This is a genomic window from Aureispira anguillae, assembly GCF_026000115.1.
In the GTDB taxonomy this organism is placed as follows: Bacteria; Bacteroidota; Bacteroidia; order Chitinophagales; family Saprospiraceae; genus Aureispira; species Aureispira anguillae.
Map to the genome: position 1 here is coordinate 5,690,967 of NZ_AP026867.1, position 18,558 is coordinate 5,709,524.

The window sequence follows — 18,558 nt, forward strand, 5'->3', positions numbered from 1 at the left end:
CTTTCATGCTATGCTTTAGTTGCTATAGATCTTCAGTATTAATTCTTCCTGAAATTTAATTCTACTTTTTAAATCATCAATCCTATTCCTCAACTCAAGAATCAAGATATCCTTGGGTTCACCAAATAGTTGATCATCGTCAGTATTTATAGTATATTTTTGATTTTTAGATCTAATTATTTCATCTGATCGATCTTCTACATCTAAAATAGACTTATCTTTAGAAATATCTTCTTTTGCAATATCTACAAGCACCATTGTGTTTAAGTCAACATCAAGATAATTGACGATTCGAACAATAGTATTAAGATTCGGCAAACTTGTGTTTGTTGCATAGTTTGAGATTGTATTGACACTTATATTCAAAAACTTAGCTAAGTCTTGCCTAGACTCATTTTTCTTTTTTAATAGGTATCCAAGATTTTTTCCAAAAAATATTTTCACAATTTACTTGATTTTATTATCGATTTATTTGATTATATCAAATAAATCGATTTAATTTGTAAACATAAGACAAACACAATGGACCCTAACCATGTGATAAAAATATATTCCACACAAAACAATTGAACTTAAGTATCATAATACTTTCAAGGGGGATGGTTATAATTGAGTTTTACTATAGCCACTACAAATGACTATCGAGTTGTTTTCAGCTAGAGCTATGAAACACGCTATATCTGCCTCCAATTGTGGGTATTGGGAAAACACTAATGGACAAATATTCCAACATTTACCTTATTACACCAATTTGCCATTAATTACATATGTTTTCCATCAAACTTTTTTACATAATCTTAATAATACAATTATTAAATTATGAGGGAATATTTTAATTACGGTTCTATTTATTCATTACTCTGCTTCAATATTTTTATCAAGCTGATAATCAACAATATATAACTTTACCAACTAAAACATTAAAACATTGGCTATCAACTTAACACAAGATACCTTTTTATATTTTTTGTTAGCTATCTCATGAACATAGCAAGCTAAAAAACTAAAAACTGTCTCATTAGCAGAACGAATAATTAGCGAAGTAATACTTATTAATAGGTAAAATCAAATTCACACTATTTTTAATTAAAGGGCATAATCACTATTTTTCTGTTTAATATTCTATCATAAATTTAAAGAAAACAATTTCAAAAAATAAAATTGATAATTAGTGAATTTTCTGTTTGGGCAATTTTATTTTATTTCTTTTATACCATCTATATTAATCTTATAATACAATCTTCTTCATTAAAGGAGTTTATTATTCATAATATTTCATCTAAGATAAAATACTAATTCTAATATATCTAGTTAAGAACTATATAATTAACAGCAATCTTTATTTAAGTAGCTCTTCTTTTGTAGAAAAGCAAAATACATTTAGGATATTCCCCTGTTTGCTTTTTAATTATATATAAGTAGCACCCAAAATCACCTTTCATCCCCAATGTTGATGTTCAGTAAAGCAACCTTGTCCCAAGGTTGCTTTTTTATATTAAATATCCTCTATCAAAACATCAAAAACTCATCTCAGAGCTATATCTTAGCTTTTAATTTCGTTACTAATAAAGAATGGCTTTGTCCTATACCTTGATCCATTCCCCTTTTTTGATGAAAATTTGTATTTTAAGCTCTTCTCATCACAGTTATTTACCACCAACAACCAAATAAAAATGTGCTGAGGAGAGGACAAATACGCAAAGAAAACCCAAACTTAATAAACTTTAGGTACTCAAAAAAAATAATAACACTTAGATATAATGGCAAAATTTGATGGTATAGATATAATTGAAAACGAACTGTACGAGGATAGCCCAGAAGGTGATGCAGAATGGTTAGCGACAAGGTTTGAAATAAAAGCCATGCTGGGACTTGAAAAACTCCCTAATCTTCAAGGCATTCTATTTGCAATAGGGCTCCAAGAGTTAGGGCAAATACGCAATAGTTTTACCAAAGAAGAGCGGCAAGATTTAATGCATATTGCGGTATGCCGTCTATTAAGTTATGACAATTATTATGAACTTGAAGGTTATGATGATGATGGCTGGCCACATTGGAAACAACTTGCAGTTCCTCCCGCTGGACGTGTTCCTCAAGAAACATTGCTCAAAAGAAAAATTTCAGAATATATCCAACATGTAAAGAATAGTTAAACCATGCAAAAAATAATTTATGTTCTCTTTGGTCTTGGGCTTTTTTTTGCAGCCTGTACAAATAGCTCAACTCCCCCAGATCTTGTAATAGAACAGCCCCGTACAAAAGTTTCTATTCAGACACAATATGGAGAAATGCTGATCGAACTATTTAATGAAACCCCCAAACACCGAGATAATTTCTTAAAACTGGTGAAAGAAGGTTTTTATGATAGTTTATTGTTTCATCGTGTGCAACCCAACTTTATGATCCAAGGTGGAGATCCTGAATCCAAAGGAGCTGTTGCTCCAGATTATTGGTTGGGCAATGGAAATACCAAAGATAGAATTCCTGCAGAGCTCAATTCTAAGTTTATCATGCGTCAAGGTGCCCTCTGTGGTTTTCATAAAGGAGTAGGGCATCAGCCTGACAAATCTTCTAATGGTTCTCAGTTCATGATTATTCATGGTCAGGCACTCAAAGCTTATCAAGTAAAGGAGATTTCATTAAAAAATAAAGTAAATTATACTCCTGAACAAATTCACTTATACGAAATGTATGGGGGAACGCCTCAATATGACAATACTTACACTGTGTTTGGTCAAATTATAAAGGGAATGAACGTCCTAGATAAAATTGTTCAAGCTAAAACACATCGTTCTGTTGATCCTACATTGCCCGACCGACCAATAGAAGATATCCGAATGATTGTCAACATAGTTGAAAAATAAATCTGGCGAATCAAGACGCAAAAAAGCTATATCAAGTTGATAAAACACTTAAAACGGCTCAAGAATGGCATCGTTGATTGATCTCTTGCAATTTAAATAATCTTAATGATGAGTAAGAAAAAAAAATCCACTAAAAAGAAAACTATAGAAGCCCCTGCTTCGTCAAAAAGCAAAACAAATCAAAAAAAAGTAGCAGCCTCTCCTCCCATCAAGAGCATTAAACTCGAAGATTCTTTTTGGGTCAACCACCAAATGCACCTTATCCTAATCTTTGTATTAAGCTGTGCTTTGTATGCCAACACCTTGTTCCATCAATATGCGGTAGATGATAGTATTGTAATTTTGCGCAACAAATTTACCAAAAAGGGATTCGCAGGGATGCCTGGCATTTGGGGAGAAGATACCTTCACTGGTTTTTTCGGTAGCAAAAGGAATTTAGTTGCAGGTGGGCGTTACCGTCCTCTGTCAGTGGCAACCTTTGCTATAGAATTGCAACTCTTCGGCAGTCCAATTGTCGATCGTGAAGGAAAAGTAGTGTTGGATGCGGATGGAGATGTCAACTACCAAGGAAGTCCCTTTGTTAGCCACTTTTTTAATTTATTGCTTTATGCTTGGCTCTGTGTTGTGATTTATTTGATGCTGTTGCAGATGTTCAACCCTGAACGAGACAAAAATAACATCAAGGGGTATTTCATCGCCCTAGCGGGAGCCTTGCTTTATGCCACCCACCCCATTCACACAGAAGCCGTCGCCAATATCAAAGGACGAGATGAAATTATGGTTTTACTAGGATCTGTATTGGCGGTTTATTGGATTCTAAAAGCTGCTGCTCAAGAAGCTGAAAAGGCACTCTTGTACCAAATAGCTGCTGCTATAGCTTTTGTTTTTGCCATCTTTTCTAAAGAAAATGCTGTAACCTTTTTAGCTATTATTCCTGCGGCTTTATATTTTTTCACAAAAAAAGATCTTCCCAATATAGCGATACAGACCTTGCCTTACTTAGCAATTGTGCTAGGCTTTTGGTTTGGTGTTCGAGCCCCTATATTAGGTGATGCAGGAGCTGTAGTTGGCTCAGGCAATGCACCAGCAACAGAGTTAATGAATGACCCTTTCCTAAAAATAGAAAACAATAGATACGTTTCATTTACCACAGGAGAGCGATTGGCTACGGTTTTGTATACCTGGATAGAATATATCAAATTGCTGATTTTTCCCCATCCACTAACCAATGATTATTACCCCAAACACATTCGCACCGACCAAGATATTATCCCTAGCTTTCAGATGGCAAAAGTTATGCTATCGGTTTTTGTCCACTTGGTGATGGGTTTACTTTTAGTCTTAGGTACCCTCAAAAGAAAGGCATATGCCTTCTTTATTTTATTCTATTTGGCAACCTTTTCTGTCGTATCCAATTTAATTTTCCCAATTGGTAGCAATATGGCAGAACGTTTTATGTTTTTGCCATCTGTTGGATTTAGTGCCTTGTGTGCAATGGGTTTATACGAGTTGGTTCGCAGGGCGCTGACCAAAGGGGGAAGCTTGGTAGATGCCTTAAAGCCTCCTGCTACTGTTCTGGCAATTGCTTGTGTCCTTTATTCAGCCAAAACAGTTGTGCGAAATTTTGCGTGGTATGATGATTATACCTTATTTACTACAGACATTCACAATTCGCCTTATAGTGCTAAATTAAATAATGCCGTTTCTGGTGTACTGCAAGATCGAGCCAATAAAACAGCAGATAGAAATCAACGAAAAGGACTTGTAAAAGAGGCTTTACAAAAATCTCTGATCGCTACTCAATTGCATCCTACTTATAATAATGCTTGGTTGTTAAGAGGAAATGCTAATGTTATGTTGGGAGGGATTACCGAAAAAGAAGGTGCCCAAAATCAAAACGCCGCTTCAAGAACAACCTTATTCAAACAAGCATTAGCTTATTATGATGCGGGGATCAAAGCCTATAATGAGGTTATGCGCTTGCGTCCTGACCATCCCGATGTTAAGCGTAACTTTGGTGTTGTATATCGAGATCGTGGCAAGCTCTTAGGGCAACATTTGCGACAATTGGATGCTTCTATGGCTTCTATTGAAAAATCTCTGACTTATTCCAAACAGGACTTTGAAAGTTTTCGCTTATTGGGCGTTGCCTATGGTATGAAAGGAATGCAGTTGCAGCAGATGGGCAAACAAACAGAGGGCGTTGCTTCCCATTATAAGGCCATCAGCTATTTTGAAAAAGCAGTTGAAATGAGCCCGAATTCTGTGCCAATTCTCTATAATTTAGAAATTGCTTATCGTCATCTCAATCAAATGGAAAAGGTAGCGGAGTATCACAATCGCTGGAAAGAAATTGATCCAAATTACGATCCATCTAAACAGCAATAATTTTTTTTACAGTTCATTAAACCTTAGGGCAAAACCTGAGTCTTAGTAGCTGTAAATCAAATACTCCAACACAAAATTACATATCATGAAGATCAAAAATTTTCTATTGACGCTAATTGCTATAACTGCTTTTGCTTTTAATGCCGATGCTCAGACCACCAAAAAAGAAGTTACTAAAAAACAAGTGAATCAAAATGCCCGTATCCACCAAGGCGTTCGATCTGGAGAGCTTACCAAAAGAGAAACTAAACAGCTAAAGGCTCAACAAAGAGACATCAACCAAACCAAGAGAGCTGCCAAAGCAGATGGAAAAGTAACGGCAAAAGAACGGGCAACTATTAAACATAAACAAACAAAAGCTAGTGCTAATATTGCTCGTAAAAAGAACAATAATAAAAGTCGATAGGTAGCTACTTATTGCTTCAAAATTTTTAGATCAACCACTTACCGATTAAGTGGTTGATTTTTTTTTATATTGCAACTTTTATGTTCATAATCTATGCGCTAAAAAATCAATAGACTATTGTTATTTACTCAAAAATAAAACATCACAATGAACGCAATTATAACAGGAGCAACCAAAGGTATTGGCAAAGCAGTTGCCGAATTATTAGCAAAAAACGGTTTTAATGTTGCTATTTGTGCTCGTACACAAACCGATGTAACTGCCTTAAAAACATCTCTTGAACAAGAACATGGAATACAGGTAATTGCTCAAGCAGTTGATATGTCTCAAAAAGAAGCGGTTAAATCTTTTGTGGCGCACATCCAACAAACATGGAAAACCATTGATATTTTGGTTAATAATGCAGGAGTTTTTATTCCTTGTGACTTGGCGAATGCTGACAATGAAGCAGCTTTTGAAATGATGATGGACCTAAACCTCTATAGCACTTATTATATGACACAAGGAATTCTTCCGATGATGACGGCTCAAAACAAAGGGCATATTTTTAACATCTGTTCCATTGCTAGTATTATGCCTTATGGAGCTTACGCCGTCTCTAAACATGCTATGTTAGGATTTTCTAAAGTATTGCGAGAAGAAGTCAAAGACAAGGGAGTGCGTGTAACGGCAATGATGCCTGGTGCAACCTATACTGCTTCTTGGGAAGGAACCGATTTGCCACAAGAGCGTTTTATGAAAGCAGATGATATTGCTCAGTCTTTGTTAGATATCTATCAACTTAGTGACCGAACAGTTGTAGAAGAAATTATTCTAAGACCTCAATTGGGGGATATATAAATTGTTGCCAATAAGGCTAAAAGAAGAAACCTAACTTAGTGGGAGCTAAGTTAGGTCAAAAACATACTATCTAATCTATAAAAACACACTTCTTTAGTCAATTTTGAGAACTCCACTTGTTGTGAAGTTGTATGTAATCTTTCTTTTCAATTTCGATTACAATACTTAATGGATGCATATTTAAAAGTGTGAACTTTATTGATCGTTTTTTTTTATTTTTTTTAAAAAAAGTTTAAGGAAATTATCCTAGCATCAAAATACAACCAAACAATCTACTCATTACCAATTGTTTAATTATTTTATTGTATAAACGATATTTTTTACAGGAAAAGGAGAGCAAGACGTTTTTATATCCTGAACCAAATAAATATCTCCTTTTTGTGCGGCTGAAATTATTTTTTTTGCAGTTTCATCAAACAATCCATTTTTATCCTTATTGTGATGAACGGTTCTTTTCCCTTCTCCATCTATGCGAATTAGCGTAAAGCTTTCTGCCAAACAAAGTGCAGGAACTTGTTGTCGATGATGTAAAACAACGGCATTTTGAGTGCTAAAATCTTTGGCATTAAACACTAGATTATGAATCTTTACTGCCGTTCTATATTTCCAAATATATGCTTCAGGGGCAGGAATGGCTACAACGTCAAATACCTTAGTAATCATTTTACCAGAAAATGTATCTTTTGCCACTATTTCAACAACAAAGCCAGGACGTTGCTCATAAAAATTATACATCCCTTTGCTAACATCAGCAGGAGTAAGACGACCATTGCTAGAAAAAACATGTAAATGTTCGGTACTTTCTCCTTCTACATGTATTTTTATACTATTGGGCAACCCTGCATATAATTCCTTATTGGCACGCCCACCTTGAATAACAACTGGCTGCGCTTTTTGCTCCTCCATGTTATTTTCATAAAACGGTTCCTCTTCGACATAAAAAGGCTCTTCTACAGCCTCTTCTTCATGCATCTGATGCGGAATAGCACAACCTATTAACAACAAAAAGAACCCACCAACAGCAAACAAAATTTTAGCATTCATACTTTTCTACCTTATTTTATTTCTTTTTAATACTTAACTACTTATTAACCTTTTGTTAAGAAGAATAACGCAATCTGTTCCTTAAATTTACAAGAGGTCAACAAAAAATCCAATTATCCTCATTCCCTAAATTGGATTAAAACAAAACAGATTCATTTCTTAACAAAAGTGGTCAAACCCAATTACCGCTAATAATTCTGTTCAACCACTTGTAAAAACTATACTTAATATGAAAACTTTATTTAATCGGAAATCTTGGCTTTTCACGCTGAGCATAGCTTTTGCTGCTTCTAGTGTATCCTCTCCTATTTTTGCACAGGATCATAACAAACTGGAAACAGATGCTAAAGTTACAATCATTAGAACAACTTCTAATGAAAAAGAAGATTTTTTTAGAGGAACTACAACTTCTAATGGTGACAAAATATATACCTATAATTCTATCTTAAAGAAAAAAAGTTGTGACAACAAGCCCAAGTTAGGAGTTTTGCTAAAAGGGAACGAAGAAGGAACTGTTGTCTTAAAAACATTTCCAAATTCGGCTGCCGCAGAAGCTGGATTGCAAGAAGGGGATAAAATCCTAATGATTAATGGAAAAAAATCTCTATCAATCCCTGGTCTTATTGCTATTGTCGATGCGCATAAAATTGGAGACAAAGTAACCATTAAATATGAACGTAATGGAGTGACACAAACTCGTACTGCTACCTTTAAAGGAGCTGCTCAAAATCATTATTTAAATTATAGAACAAAATATTCCAATTACAAGACCAAGAGACAGTCGTTTGATTTAACACAAAACGCTTGCGAAAAATTAAATGAATTGTATGCTAAACCATTTTTAGGGGTTTATTTGAGTACCTCTCATCAAGAAGATGGAACTGGCGCTAAATTAACTTCTATTATTGAAGGTACTGGAGCCGCAAAAGCACTCCTAAAAGCCTCTGATAAAATTGTAAAATTAAATCAGCAGCAGATCCACAGTACCGAAGAAGCAATTGCTTTTATTCAAAGTAAAAAACCTGGTGATAAAATTCGAATCAGACTCCTTAGAGAAAATCAACCCATAACCATTCGAGCTACGTTGGGATCATGGGCAGACAACCCTAATGTGGCTTGGAAGATAGCTACTTTGGAAGAAAATTGCGTCCCCCATACCCCAGAAACAGTTGTTCAAGAAAAAAAGAAGACAAAAAAGAACAACCGCCAATTTGCACAACAATCAAGTATGGAGGTCTTCCCGAATCCAACGGCTGATTTTGTCAACATCAAATTTAAAGGGCAAAAAGCTCCATTAACGATTCATGTGATAAGTTTGGACGGAAAAGAAATGTACACCCAAACCATCCAAAATTTTGAAGGAAATTACAACGATCAATTGGACGTTTCAAAATACCCTTCAGGTATATACATTATTCATTTAACACAAAATGAGGAACAAATTACACAGCAAATTATTGTAGAATAAATCTTAATTAACCAACGATGCAGAATTGACCTCTGCTTAGTTGGTTAATTATTTCAATGTTATTTAGGCTATTTTTGCAATTCTTGTAAAAATAGCCTTTTCTACGTTTAAGTAATGGGGCAAAATTATTTATAGAATTTGCAGTAAAAGATTTTTGATATTAACAAGGCGAACAACATAGTCATAGCCTTAGCTATGGCGAGTATTTTCAACACAGTTAAGATTAAAAAGATTGCTCGAAAACTATCAATAATTTAGATTCATTACTTAGAAGATTAAATTCAAAGTTATTGCATAGCCCTAACAAAACCTGTATATTGGGTCCCTATCCTAGCATTAAAAACTTATCCAATCTTGCATCTTTTACAACAACGTCTACCTGTTCTAAAAAAAATTAATTCTATTTCCATATTAGTTGGAGTGCTAAGTTTGATTTTGATTGGACAGTATTTATTCTGTCATGGTATGTTTGTAGATGGTCTTGTGTACGGTACACTTGCCAGAAATTACGCCTTGGCAGGAGAAGGCTGGTGGGATTTTTGGGTATATCTAGGCGATCCATTCCATAGTCATCCACCTTTAGCATTTTGGTTGCAATCTCTTTTATTCAGTGTCTTTGGCGATTTCTTTTGGATTGATCGACTCTATTCCATTTTCTGCTTAATTGTGAGTCTCTCCTTAATCAAGAAATTATGGCAACACTTAGTTCCTAGTTTTCCTCAAGGAGCCTATTGGGTGCAACTGCTCTACTTGATACTGCCTTTAGTGCACTGGGGTTTCAACAACAATGTATTAGAAAACACAAGCAATTGTTTTATCTTGATGAGTATTTGGATGTACCTTTTAGCGCAAGATCATAAACAATACCGATATAGCATAGTAGCAGGATTGGCCGTATTTGCAGCCACTTTGACCAAAGGGCCAACTGGTTTATTTCCTCTAATATTTCCTTTATTGTATTATAAACATCCTTTTAAACAAATCTGTTGGAACACAGCAATTCCGATTTTAGTTCTCGTTTTAAGTTGGGGAATGCTAATCGGTAGTTCCACTGAGGCCGCTCTTTTTTTTAGCGACTATTTAGATATACAATTGGTCAAAAGTTTATCAGGCGAGTATGGGACGGTTAATCGTTTTTTGATTCTAGAAAAACTACTACTACAATTGGTGGTATTGATTCCCGTAGGAATTGGTTTACGCATTTTTTTTAAGCAAAAATCGCAGCATCAAGCTATTCAGCAACAAGGATGGGTCTTTTTATTTTTGGGGCTATCGGGCTCCCTCCCTATTATGATTAGTCCCAAACAAATGAGTTTTTACCTTTTGCCCTCTTTAATTTATTTTGTTGTTTCTTTTGCTTGTTTTCATCTAAAACAGCTTGAGGCACTTGATCAAATCGTTCAGAAACAAAAAATAATTCGTTGGGTAGGAAGTTTTGCAATTATCTGTTTACTAGGAATTACCATTAGCTCTTATGGCAGTTTTTCTCGTGACAAGGAAATTTTACACGACACCTTTATACTAGGACAATTGGTTTCGCCAAACAGTTTTGTAAAGGCATCCGATCCCATAAAAAAAGATTGGGCGCTTCATGCTTATTCGGCTCGTTATTTTCAAATAAACATTCACTTTTCCCCCAAAAGAAGCCCCTTTCAAATTACTACAAAAGGCGAACTCATTCCTAAAGGCTACCTTTTGGTTCCTCAGAAGACGATACGCTATAACTTTTATAAAAAGAAATAATCCTTGCACAACACATGTTATGCTCGAATAGTAGAAATGTGAACAATTTTTTTGCTAACCCGATTGGTTCCATTGGTTACAGTGACATAATAAACACCAGAAGGAAGACCAGGCATATTAAAATAGTACTTTTTAGTTTGTGTAATATGCGTTGGGATTTCATAAATTAATTTCCCTGTACTATCGTACAACTGCATCTGAACTTCCTGCTCCTCTGACAAATCAACATCAATAGTAACCTTTTCCTTCAAAGGATTCGGATAAATTCCTATTGCATCTTCAAAATCACGTTTTCGTTCAAAATCTCCATCTACCTCTATCACCAAAGACTGGATGCAAACCATCTGCATATTGGCACGATTGCTCGTACTGCCTGTAAAGCCAAAATAAACCGATTTTGAGCCACCAAAAATATCATTCAGAATATCTTCGGTATAGGTAATTCTCAGCTCTCCATCAAAATAAATACACAATTCCTGCTTGGAAGGCAACCATGTAATCCTGACATCGTGATATTCACAATCTCTAACATCCTTTCCGTAACTTTTAGCCCGTATAGGTTCAATTAATGGTTTGCTCAAATTTCCATCTTTTACCAAGGTCAGATGAGGTTGGTACAAATCTTTGTGGCTTCGATTAAAACGAGTATCAATCTCCAACGCTAAAGAGGGGCTAATCCCCTCACAGTTCGTTGTTTTTCCAAATCCCATTACAGCACCTTGACAACCTAAGGCATCATACATAGCAGAATCTTTATGCATCACAAAAGCCATTCCTTCGCCAGCATATTTAGAGCAACCTAAGTTGACGGCAAACCTAAAATCAATAGCATTGGTCAATTCAATAGGAAACTCACACCAAAGGCTGCCTACATCATTAGAAGCCTGATGAGAAGTTAGACGGTAACAATTCTCAGACATCACAATGGTAGAACCATTTAGTGTAAACGAAGGTTGTGCAATAAGTATAGTGATCTGACTAGACAAAATAAGACATGCAGTTATCAGACACTTGGACCCTGTTTTCATTTACAGTAGGTATGATATTATTTTATAAGATGTATACATTCTATGTTCGTTCCTTTTAAGTATGGAGGCTAAATTAGGTTAAACTAAATTTTATGATGGATTATAGATTACTTCAAGGCAAAAAACGGAGTTGTAGCGAGCTACAACGAGTATTTTTAACGCAGCATTAATCCAAAAGACGCTCAAAATGTTTAAAACTAATTAAGAATCGATACTTAGTAAGTAACTAGACAAAGTAGGAATCTAATGGCTCAATGCTATACGATTAATTATTGTATTACTTACGCCCATCAATCCTTGCAGCTATAAGACTCTTAGCAAGATATTTACGGTAACATTGATCCCTCAAAATACCATTCAAATATAACCTTTTTTCAAAAGTTTTAATATCTATTTTCCTTCATACTCCACATAATTGCGTGGGGTTTCATACAATCGAACCATTAAATCGTATTTTTCATCCAATTTTTTTCGCAAAATATGCCAAATTACATAAGCAATATTTTCTGCTGTTGGATTCAAATTTTGAAATTCTTCTACCTGCAAGTTTAGGTTTTTATGATCCAATTTAGCTTCTATATGATCCCTTATCAAATCAGATAGCAATTTTAAGTCAATCAAATAGCCCGTTTCGGGATCTACTTCCCCACTTACCTTTACTTCCAGTTCGTAATTATGCCCATGATAATGTGGATTATTACACAGACCAAAAATCGCTTCATTTTTAGTTGCCGACCAATTTGGATTATGTAAGCGATGAGCAGCATTAAAATGCGCTTTGCGAAATACTGAAATATACATATCTTTATAAAAATTTTTACCGTCTTATTGTTTATTAATTTGTGAACTCTTTCTTACTTCTATCATTTTGAATAACCAATAAGCTAAAAATATGTTTCAACATAGGGGTAGAATATCCAATTGTCCTATTCCATTTTGTTGCTCCATTTTTTGATCTTACTTAAGTAATCATTGTTCACTAACCATCAAGTAAATACATTATGAGTACCACCTCACCAAAAAGCATTCACACCTTCCAAATAGATGGATTAACAGGTGGACAAATCAATTTTTCGGATTATGCTGGCAAAAAAATTCTTTTGGTCAATGTAGCTTCCCAATGTGGTTTGACAGCACAATATGCACAATTGGAAGAAATGTATCGCAATTTTTCGGATAATTTTGTCATCATTGCTTGCCCTGCCAATAATTTTGGTGCTCAAGAACCAGGAAGTAATCAAGAAATTGAACAATTCTGTTCCACCACCTATCAAATTAGTTTTCCGATGACAACCAAAATTTCTGTCAAGGGAAACGACATGCACTCCCTGTATCATTTTGTTACTCAAAAAACGCTGAATGGTTTACAAGATTCTGATGTGAGTTGGAACTTCCAGAAATACATCTTTGATGAAGCAGGTTACCTAACACATGTCTTTGCTCCTACCGTAGAACCTGCTGATGAACGTATTTTAGCAGCCTTAGACATCCAATTATAAACACCATCAGAACCAATACAGTATGTTATTTGCAGAGGTCTTTGGACATGAAAAAATAAAAAAACACCTTATTGAAAGTTTTTATGCAGAGCGAACCGCTCATGCGCAAATTTTCTTGGGCAAAGAAGGAAATGGCGCTTTGGCCTTAGCTTTGGCTTACTCCCAATTTTTGCTCTGTGAAACCCCTAATGAACAAGATGCCTGTGGCAGTTGTAGTGCCTGTCGAAAAGTTAGCAAATTAGTCCATCCAGATTTGCACTTTTCGTACCCTACTGTTGGTTCCAAAGCCATTAGTACCAATTATATCAAAGAATGGCGTGCTGCAATTGCTGAAAATCCCTATCTCAATGCCAGTCAATGGTTAGAAAAAATAGGAGCAGAAAATAAGCAAGGTAATATTACCAAAGATGAATGTGTTTCTATCGTTCAACGACTCAGTTATAAAGCATTGGAAGGGAAATTCAAAATTATGATTTTGTGGCTCCCCGAATATCTAGGAAAGGAAGGAAATCGTCTACTTAAATTAATTGAAGAGCCCCGCCCCAATACTGTTTTTTTACTAATTTCTGAACAGCAAGGTAAAATTTTAAATACAATTTTATCCCGTTGTCAATTGGTCAATATACCACGGTTAGAGGATGAAAAAATTGCGGCCCACTTGGAAGCCACCCATCACTTAAGCCCCGAAAAAGCACAGACAATTGCTTATTTAGTAGAAGGCAATTACAACAAAGCGCAAACCTTGCTGCATGAGATGGAAGATAACAATGCTCGTTTGTTCGTTGACTGGTTACGAGTTTGCTACCAAGGCAAACCCAAAGATATGGTTCGTTGGGTAGAGGGTATTGTTAGTGGAAAACATCCAGAAAAGAACTTTTTCACCAAAATGGGACGCAAAGATCAAGTTGTCTTTCTCCAATATGCGCTTTATTTTCTAAAAGAGTTCCTAAGCCTGCAACTGGGAGGAGGACGACTAAAAATTCGACTCCAAAAAGCAGAACTTTCTACTGCTCAAAATATGCTAAAAGTCATTGGAATAGACCAAATGCAACAACTCGTACAGCTTTTTGATGAAACAGCTTTCCATATTGAACGAAATGGCAATCCAAGAATTTTATTCTTAGACGTTTCTATTCAAGTGCATCATATCTTACGTCAACAAAAACTGGTAGTTTAGTTATTCTTACTAAGAACATCAATTCTTTGACAAAAAAGCCTTTTTGGCTGTCTTTAACAATTTTGCAAGCTCTTTTTGTTTGTATTCTGGAACCAACTCTGAAGACTTGCTAAGGTCTGAAATCGCCTTATCATATATTTTTTGGTCTACATAAAATTTACCTCTATTATAATAGAATTCTGCTACTTGGCTGTTTAATTCAATCGCTCGGTCAAAATCAGTAAGGGCGGCAACAGCATCGTTCTGATCCATCCAAATCAGCCCCCTATTGCTAAAAGCAAATGCATTAAGAGAATCCATTTGAATAGCTTGATTAACATCCTCCATTGCTCCTTTGTAATCTTTTAGAATCCGCTTAACATTTCCTCTATTATTATAAGCATAGCCTTTGAATGAAGTGTTCAAATCTATTGCTGTTGAAAAAGACTCAAGCGCCATTTTATAATCTTTTAGGGCTACATTGGCGTAGCCTTTACGAATAAAAGTAGCTGCATCCTTAGGATTCAGGGCTATTGCTTGGTTATAATCTTTAATCGCTTCTTTGGGTTTTCCCATATTAGCATAAGTATATCCTCTAGAGATATACCCCATATTAGCCTTGGGTTTTAGACTGATTACATTTGTAAAATCTTTAAGGGCATTTTTATACGCTTTTTGCGCTCTATAAATCAGCCCTCTTTGGTAGTAAGCATTGACAAACTCCGCATCCAATTGAATGGCTTTGGTCAAATCCAATAGCCCACTTTCAATTTCTGTTGTCCCTGCCTTGATAATTCCTCGGTGATAATAAGCTTGGGCATCTTTAGGATTGGTTTCTATGGCTAGTGCTAAGTCCTTCATGGCTGCTTCTAATTGCCCCAATAATCGCTTGGAAAAGCCCAATAGAGTATATATATCGGAATATTGATGGCTACTCGTTTCATTTAATTCTCTTAATTCTAGGACTTTGTTAAAATCATCAACAGCCTCTTTATTTCGATCGACTTTCTGGTACGTTATCCCCCTATTATAATAAGCATCCAAATATGTTGCATTCAACTCAATTGCTCTGCTATAATCAACGATTGCATTTTCAAAATAATCCATTGCCCCAAATGATTGCGCTCGATAATAATAAGCATTGGCATCTTTGGGGGTTAATGAGATAACCTGATCAAAACAGGCTTTTGCTTCTTTTGGTAAATCTAAAGCCAATAAAGCACGCCCTTTATTATTATAAGCAAAGACATAGATTGAATCCAATTTTAGTGCAGCATCATAACTGGTAACGGCTTCGGTATATTTTTTTTCTTTGAGTAAGGCGTTTCCTTTTTGATAATGATTTTTAGCAGATTGAGCCTGCAATACATAACTAACACTTGTCAAAACAAGCAGTATAAAATAATTCATATAGGGGGATTTTTTTTATAAAAAATCGAGTATAGGACAAAAGCTACCCGATTGATTCTTCTAAAAAAGAATCGATTCAAAATTGATTAAAAGTTTTTCATTTCGTATTCAACTAGGCATAACTTCCTTAAAGTTAAGCTTTTCATCACAAATTATTGCAACTGCTATTCCAAAATTAATATTTTAGAAACTTCTAAAATACAGACAATATAAGATAGGATTATTCATTTCATCTGCTTGCTATCGCTTGTGAAGGCACTATGCTCATATTATTTTATAGACCACATTATTTCTTTTATATCTGTGTTTATCCTAAAAAAAGCGGTTACTCTCTACAGAATAACCGCTCAGTACCAAGATTTAATCTAGGTTTTATTGTTTAAAAATTCATTTTCATAAATTGATCCGTTTGATTGTCCCAGCGAATAATATACACACCAGGAGGCAAATCACGAATAACAATAGAACAACTACTGTCTAAGATTCCTTCTTTAACCACTTGCTCTTGAGAATCTATAATTTGATAGAAATCACCTTCCTTTCCCTTTACATAAATAAGTTCTTGGGTAGGAGTAGAAAAAACAGTAGCAGGATTGCCTTCATCAGCAAAGGTTAGCTCAATGACATTGTACCTAGATTCAATTTGATCTAACGCTATATATGGTACACTATTGATGTTCCAATTGTGCCAATACCCCATCAAAACAGAACTAGACAATTGTGCATTCAGGGAAAAACATGTCATAAATAAAGTTACTATCAGAATAATATTTTTCATAATAAATAAAGGTTTATGAATCATAAAATTAGGCACAGCGATGCCCTTTTGAAAAATTTTTCTTCTAAAATTTTCTAGCTGTATATCACCGATTATATAAAACTAACTTAGGATATGGCGGGGCAATCCATACAATTAATGCATGTTGCAATATCCTATCATTTATTTCGGACAAGGACGGGGGAGGACAGTTCCTTTTTCTTAGGTTTTAAATGGCTACACTTTTATTGCATGTTAGAATTTTTTAAATTCAACAATACAATATTTTAGATATATGTAAGCAATACGCCAATCAAAAATCTTATGTAAACTTACTAAAAAAATACACTTTCATGTATTTTTTATTTTTAATTTTAGCAAAAAAAAGACTGCCCTAAAAAAGAGCAGTCTAAATCTATTATTCTCTCTCTATAAGAGCAAGTCTTATACATTTAACATAACAGGCATAACAAGCATTAACAAATCCTCGTTGGGAGCCTGCTCTTCTGTTCTAAGAATCCCAGCTCTATTTGGGCTAGATAATTCAATACGAACATTATCTCCTCCTATCGTATTCAACATTTCAATCAAAAACTTAGCATTAAAGCCGATTGTCATCGCCTCTCCATCGTAATAGCAAGGTAATTGTTCTGTTGCTCGATTAGAGAAATCCAAATCCTCTGCCTCTATTGTCAAACTACTATCTGAAATTTCTAATTTTACCTGATTGGTTGTTTTATTGGCATAATTAGCAATACGTTTTAACGAATTTAAAAAATCCGTTCTTGTAATACTCATCGTGTTAGGATTGTCTGAAGGGATAACAGCCCCATAATTAGGATAGTTTTCATCAATCAAACGACAAGACAAGACTTGATTATCAAAATAGAAAATTGCATTGGTATCGTTATAAGCAATGCTAACACTTTGATTGCTATTTGCTAAGGCATTCTTAAGTAGGTTCAATGCTTTTTTAGGCAAAATAAACGCACCATCCAAACTTGTTTCTATATCTGTAAATCCATATTTGACTAATTTGTGAGCATCCGTCGCTACAAAGGTCAATCCTTCGCCATTTATCTGTACAAAAACACCTGTCATAGCTACCTGAGATTCATTGGTACTGGTCGCAAAAAGCGTTTTGTTAATCCCCTCTAGCAAAATAGTTGCAGGAACATCAATATTATCTACATTATCAGGAGTTGGTATCTTAGGAAAATCGTTACCATCTTCTCCTGCCAATTTATATTGTCCAAATTGAGAAGTTACTGCAACAGCAAATGTTTCCAAATCAATTGAAAACTTAAGAGGCTGCGTTGGTAATTGTTTTAAGGTATCCAATAAAATTTTAGCAGGAATAGCCACGCAACCATCTTCATCCGCATCTACATGCAAGGCTGCAGTCATAAAAGTTTGGTTATCCGTAGCTGCAATAGTAAGTGTATCGCCTTCAATTTTAAATAGGAAGTCTTCTAATATTGGTAAAATAGGATTAGAACTAATAGCACCATTAATAATTTGAAGTTGCTCTTTAAGGTCTGCTGAAGAAATAGAAAATTGCATGGTTTGATTTTAATAGTGTTGGTATTTTTTTCTGTAAAAACAGGAATCTTTGACGACGCTTTTGTGAAGTAACCACGAACGGCTCTTATAACTACCCCTAGGCACACTAAAAGAGTAAATAGCAGCGTAACTACCACGCTGTTAAACAGCAAAAAGCCTACATTTTGTTTGTGTTTCCTTCACGATTTGTTTTGTAGTTGCTAAAGAACCTAAAAATAGAATTGGTATAGTAAAGTATTCATTTATGGACTTGCACAACTTTCGTTACAAAAATAGTGTTTTCTTCTTATAAAGGAAATTTATTGATGGTATTAATTTTAGCGCTTATTCTTAAGTTTCATTAGAAGGCTAATAGCACTGATTTTAAGCAAAAAAAATGCTTGATTTATAGT

16 protein-coding genes are annotated in these 18,558 nt (G+C 34.9%); 9 read left to right on the forward strand and 7 right to left on the reverse strand.

The features are described from left to right. Positions 1–15: 15 nt before the first annotated feature. Positions 16–444: a helix-turn-helix domain-containing protein gene (locus AsAng_RS22265; RefSeq protein WP_264789310.1), complete on the reverse strand. Its 429-nt coding sequence runs from the start codon at positions 442–444 to the stop codon at positions 16–18. Between the two features lie 1,316 nt (positions 445–1,760). Here AsAng_RS22265 and AsAng_RS22270 point away from each other — a divergent pair. The 5 genes from AsAng_RS22270 to AsAng_RS22290 all read left to right on the forward strand — a co-directional run bounded on the left by AsAng_RS22270 (position 1,761) and on the right by AsAng_RS22290 (position 6,498). Continuing rightward, positions 1,761–2,153 carry a hypothetical protein gene (locus AsAng_RS22270; protein ID WP_264789311.1) on the forward strand — a complete coding sequence of 131 codons (393 nt, stop codon included), beginning with the start codon at positions 1,761–1,763 and terminating at the stop codon, positions 2,151–2,153. A gap of 3 nt (positions 2,154–2,156) precedes the next feature. After that, a complete protein-coding gene (locus tag AsAng_RS22275; protein ID WP_264789312.1) occupies positions 2,157–2,864 on the forward strand; it encodes a peptidylprolyl isomerase in 708 nt (235 codons plus the stop codon). A 105-nt stretch (positions 2,865–2,969) separates the two neighbouring features. Next, a complete protein-coding gene (locus tag AsAng_RS22280; RefSeq protein WP_264789313.1) occupies positions 2,970–5,252 on the forward strand; it encodes a tetratricopeptide repeat protein in 2,283 nt (760 codons plus the stop codon). Positions 5,253–5,337: 85 nt separating this feature from the next. Continuing rightward, positions 5,338–5,658, forward strand: coding sequence for a hypothetical protein (locus tag AsAng_RS22285; protein ID WP_264789314.1), 321 nt, complete (start codon positions 5,338–5,340; stop codon positions 5,656–5,658). Between the two features lie 147 nt (positions 5,659–5,805). After that, positions 5,806–6,498, forward strand: coding sequence for an SDR family oxidoreductase (locus AsAng_RS22290; protein WP_264789315.1), 693 nt, complete (start codon positions 5,806–5,808; stop codon positions 6,496–6,498). A gap of 294 nt (positions 6,499–6,792) precedes the next feature. Here the strand turns inward: AsAng_RS22290 and AsAng_RS22295 are convergent, their stop codons facing one another. Beyond that, on the reverse strand, positions 6,793–7,542 hold the full coding sequence (locus AsAng_RS22295; RefSeq protein WP_264789316.1) for a GldM family protein: 750 nt from the start codon (positions 7,540–7,542) through the stop codon (positions 6,793–6,795). A gap of 229 nt (positions 7,543–7,771) precedes the next feature. Between AsAng_RS22295 and AsAng_RS22300 the strand changes: the two genes are divergently transcribed. Together AsAng_RS22300 and AsAng_RS22305 are read left to right on the forward strand one after the other, a co-directional pair. Next, positions 7,772–9,010: a PDZ domain-containing protein gene (locus AsAng_RS22300; RefSeq protein ID WP_264789317.1), complete on the forward strand. Its 1,239-nt coding sequence runs from the start codon at positions 7,772–7,774 to the stop codon at positions 9,008–9,010. 354 nt (positions 9,011–9,364) lie between these two features. Then, the gene (locus AsAng_RS22305) at positions 9,365–10,753 is read left to right on the forward strand and encodes an ArnT family glycosyltransferase (protein WP_264789318.1); all 1,389 of its coding nucleotides are present in this window, start codon (positions 9,365–9,367) and stop codon (positions 10,751–10,753) included. 17 nt (positions 10,754–10,770) lie between these two features. On the opposite strand, the gene AsAng_RS22310 is transcribed toward AsAng_RS22305, so the two are convergent. Together AsAng_RS22310 and AsAng_RS22315 are read right to left on the reverse strand one after the other, a co-directional pair. Beyond that, the gene (locus AsAng_RS22310) at positions 10,771–11,781 is read right to left on the reverse strand and encodes a lectin-like domain-containing protein (protein WP_264789319.1); all 1,011 of its coding nucleotides are present in this window, start codon (positions 11,779–11,781) and stop codon (positions 10,771–10,773) included. Positions 11,782–12,171: 390 nt separating this feature from the next. After that, positions 12,172–12,582 (reverse strand): 6-pyruvoyl trahydropterin synthase family protein, encoded by a 411-nt coding sequence (locus AsAng_RS22315; RefSeq protein ID WP_264789320.1) that lies wholly within the window; start codon positions 12,580–12,582, stop codon positions 12,172–12,174. Between the two features lie 200 nt (positions 12,583–12,782). Between AsAng_RS22315 and AsAng_RS22320 the strand changes: the two genes are divergently transcribed. Both AsAng_RS22320 and AsAng_RS22325 read left to right on the forward strand, forming a co-directional pair. Then, entirely contained in the window at positions 12,783–13,280 is a 498-nt protein-coding gene (locus tag AsAng_RS22320) for a glutathione peroxidase (RefSeq protein WP_264789321.1), read from the forward strand. 22 nt (positions 13,281–13,302) lie between these two features. Beyond that, complete coding sequence (locus tag AsAng_RS22325) at positions 13,303–14,457, forward strand: DNA polymerase III subunit (protein WP_264789322.1); 1,155 nt, start codon at positions 13,303–13,305, stop codon at positions 14,455–14,457. Positions 14,458–14,475: 18 nt separating this feature from the next. Here the strand turns inward: AsAng_RS22325 and AsAng_RS22330 are convergent, their stop codons facing one another. From AsAng_RS22330 to dnaN, 3 genes are all read right to left on the reverse strand, one after another. Next, positions 14,476–15,846, reverse strand: coding sequence for a tetratricopeptide repeat protein (locus AsAng_RS22330; RefSeq protein ID WP_264789323.1), 1,371 nt, complete (start codon positions 15,844–15,846; stop codon positions 14,476–14,478). Between the two features lie 379 nt (positions 15,847–16,225). Beyond that, positions 16,226–16,624 carry a hypothetical protein gene (locus tag AsAng_RS22335; RefSeq protein ID WP_264789324.1) on the reverse strand — a complete coding sequence of 133 codons (399 nt, stop codon included), beginning with the start codon at positions 16,622–16,624 and terminating at the stop codon, positions 16,226–16,228. 423 nt (positions 16,625–17,047) lie between these two features. Then, positions 17,048–18,166, reverse strand: coding sequence for a DNA polymerase III subunit beta (gene dnaN, locus AsAng_RS22340; RefSeq protein WP_264789325.1), 1,119 nt, complete (start codon positions 18,164–18,166; stop codon positions 17,048–17,050). Positions 18,167–18,558: the final 392 nt, after the last annotated feature.